Here is a 3218-nt window from a genome sequence, read left to right as displayed (position 1 = left end):
ATGATACATCCTAAAGAAGGACGCTTACTTCGTGAGAAATTTGACCTAATAAACTGGTTTGATAATAGTAACTAATGTAGTAAACTCCACAGTTGTCACATTGAGTAGCTTTTGCAACTTCGGTGTAATTAGAACTTTGATGAAATTTGAGTTTTCATACTCACAACTTCTTTGTGCGTAATATCACCTTTGGTAATTTTGGAATGGCATGTTGGGCACAATAAAATTAAATTATCGATTTGGTGATTGGTGGGATTTTCATCTATGTGATGAATTTGAAAATGGCCAACTGCTTTCTCGGTACAGAAAGGACAGACTGAATTAATTTCTTGTTGAAGTTCTGCTCTTACTTTTATCAAGTTGGGGATTGATGTTCTTGCTGTTTTTCCACGTTTATTTTTTTTGTCAAAAGTATACCTTGAATATTCAGGGCATTGCGAATAGTGACCAGCTTCGATAATCCTGTTTTTGTTATTGGTCCGATATTTATCCCAATCTCCACTCGTACAGGCAGAGTAAAACCCTATGGGAGAGTGCTCTCCTTCGAATAAGCATATTTCGGGACACATATTGGAAAAATACATGCTTGTCCCACCTTTTATAATGGTTGGAGACTCTCCCTGAACTTCTATTTTATTCTGGAAATACTCATCGGAAAGTTCGCCTTCATTTTTTAATATTTCTTCAAAATTTTCACCTTTTCGTATATCAATATAGGAAAAATAATATATGGTCATTGCCCTCCGTTGACAGATGTTCAATATAGGGCATCTTGGAGTACCTTTTTGGCGAAGACTCATTTCAAAATAGGCTTTTTTGTCCATCGTATCGTTATAAAGTATTTAGACAACCAATTTAGAACTAATTGAGATCATTTTAGAAACAAAATTGTATTTCTAGTTTTCCAAGTTTTGTAGTTTTGACCATTTTGCGATTGGGAGGTGTGGCGGATTCACTTTGACGAGAGGCATATTGTCAGCTTGAAGCTTTGTTTAGATTGAAGAAAACAGTAGCTAAAATCAGGATAATACAGCATAATACTTTTTGCAAATAACTGATAAAAGGGTATTGTCGCCTAATGCACAAACCATTTTGTTTGACTCCATCTTACCAAATTTTAATTATTTATAAGTATCTCCAAAACAAGTCGATAAATTAAAATTAGCATTGGTGGGAGGGGGTCAATTGACTGCGGTTTATCCAGATTATATACATCCTAAGAAAAAAATATTAGACCCGACATCGCCAAGTCCTTAATTTAAAGATAATTAAATGTAAATATCTAATTTATGACGAAATGGGGTCAATCTGCTGCGTTTTATCTAGTGCTTTGGCCAAGAGCTCGTATTGCCAGCACTCTAGGCAGTAGCCTTCTTCGTTGAGTTGCTGGAAGTCTAACATGCATCCTTTGCATTCGTGGGTCATAATGATTTCGAAGCCTAGGTGGAACTCTTTTCCGTCTTTGTCCCGTTCGGTCTTTGAAATGTAAAGATAGCCACATTCTCCACATTCAATGATGTCTTTCCCATCCTCAATATGGTTGAGGCAGTTGCAATTTCCACATTCGATGAAGAAGGAGTTGCAGTTACCACAGTGGATAGCCCTGGTGTCGAGATAAGGGTTTTCCGGGGGAATGATGAACTCCTTCTTGAAAAGGCTAAGCTGATTTTCATCGCGACTACCACCCTTGATGCGGTGTGGATCGAGGAGATTATGGTGATGGACGTCCTCTGGCTGGAATTCCTGGTCGCAGACGAAGCAGTAATCCCAGCGCTGCGCACTCTCAATCATTTCTTCCTCTTCCTTACTCAGAAACTCTTGTTCTAGACTGTTGGCCAATTTGTGCAGAGCATAACTGAATTTCGAATTTGCCTCTTCAAGTATCGGTGCAAGGTCGGGATGGACCATCTCACGATCTTTTGGATCGGAAAAGTCACCCGAATTACTTGAAACAAAATATCCAGATGGACCTTTCTTTGGCCTAGACGGCGCTGTTTCCGATTTGCGGGCTACAAAATCGCTGAAACTTAGTAGATGCAACGCATCCGCCATGCTGTTCTTTTTTTCACCGGTAAAAGGAGCTTTTCTATCCAGAGCCATGTGTGTTGCCTCGATTCTGTGCTGGTCGGTAACTGGTATGGAGATGGTCCATCTGTTCAGAAACCGCTCCACTTCGAAGATATGGTTGCGAATGGTGAAGATCTTCTCTTCGGCCACCTGTGTAATCTTGAATTCCAATTCTTGAAGGTTTTTGTCCTTGCTAATAAATTCCCTGATAGGTTTAAGGCTGCTAATGTACGAGTCCCGCTTTTTTTCAATATCCTGGACCTTTGCTCTAGCCTGAGATTTATTGCGCTCGAACTCCTCTATTATAAGCTGATTGGCCAGTACGATGATTGCGCCATGCTCGGCTCTTTGGCGAAGAAGTTTAAAGATCTTCAGATGTGTGTCGTCGTGTTTATTCGAGTAGGGGGTGAACCCGTTGGCAAGATATATCCAATTGTTGGTGTCGAGAAATACGTAGATTGGTTTAGCCATATTGCAAATATAGATAGAAACATTTCATGTTATGAGGATGTTAGAAATAGGCTGCATAAACCACTCTATTTTGACCCCGTTCCGCCAAAACTAAACTTAATGTAAATTGTTGATAGTCTTCCTGTTGCCACTTTGGCAAAGAGGGGTCAATTGGAATGGTTTTTCCACTTAAGGTCTAATATTATACACTTGCTTCCTGCGCATAATCCAAGTCATTTTTAGTATCCAGTGAACTTGCGATTTTGTTAAACAAATTCGAACTAAGTAAGGAAAGGATAGTTAAAATTACTAAATAACACAGTGTGATTCCGTAAGCGTAAAATACGATTGTATGGGCATGTAAAAATAGATTAGCGATAGAAACAAGGAGGCCAGTTACTAGCCAGGATAATGAACTGGCAAAACCACATACAAGACGTGTTGTGAATTCTTTGGTTACCGAATCTATTAGCTTATGGGTAAACTGATATTTATCTAGTTTCTTTTGCTCAAGTATGCTTTGGATAAGGCGTCTAAGCCCTTGGGCGGCACTTATCGTTATAAACAGGCTGAAAAGTACGAATGGAAATCCAATAGAAAAACAGACAAGGATCAATTTGATTGTATCGAGAGACTGAAAAAGTTTATTGTCGAAAAAAAATATAGTTAATAGACTAGGACATAGTGAACAGGTGAGGTTC

3 protein-coding genes are annotated in these 3218 nt (G+C 39.0%); all 3 read right to left on the bottom strand.

Annotated features, from left to right (window positions below):
• Nucleotides 1-128: 128 nt before the first annotated feature.
• Nucleotides 129-824, bottom strand: coding sequence for an HNH endonuclease signature motif containing protein (locus AC1DPQ_RS22495; protein ID WP_477610934.1), 696 nt, complete (start codon nucleotides 822-824; stop codon nucleotides 129-131).
• Nucleotides 825-1287: 463 nt separating this feature from the next.
• Nucleotides 1288-2538 (bottom strand): PIN domain-containing protein, encoded by a 1251-nt coding sequence (locus AC1DPQ_RS22490; protein ID WP_477610933.1) that lies wholly within the window; start codon nucleotides 2536-2538, stop codon nucleotides 1288-1290.
• A 181-nt stretch (nucleotides 2539-2719) separates the two neighbouring features.
• On the bottom strand, nucleotides 2720-3218 hold a 499-nt coding region (locus tag AC1DPQ_RS22485), incomplete at its 5' end, for a hypothetical protein (protein ID WP_477610932.1).

Source organism: Pedobacter sp. 01T416_2 (assembly GCF_056398925.1).
The sequence above is the reverse complement of the archived record's forward strand: the minus strand, read 5'-3'. Positions and strand labels throughout refer to the sequence as shown.

What these genes read in the sequence shown, in the direction of transcription:
- AC1DPQ_RS22490 (WP_477610933.1), bottom strand. Translation starts at nt 2,538, where the DNA reads ATGGCTAAACCAATCTACGTATTTCTCGACACCAACAATTGGATATAT.
- AC1DPQ_RS22495 (WP_477610934.1), bottom strand. Translation starts at nt 824, where the DNA reads ATGGACAAAAAAGCCTATTTTGAAATGAGTCTTCGCCAAAAAGGTACT.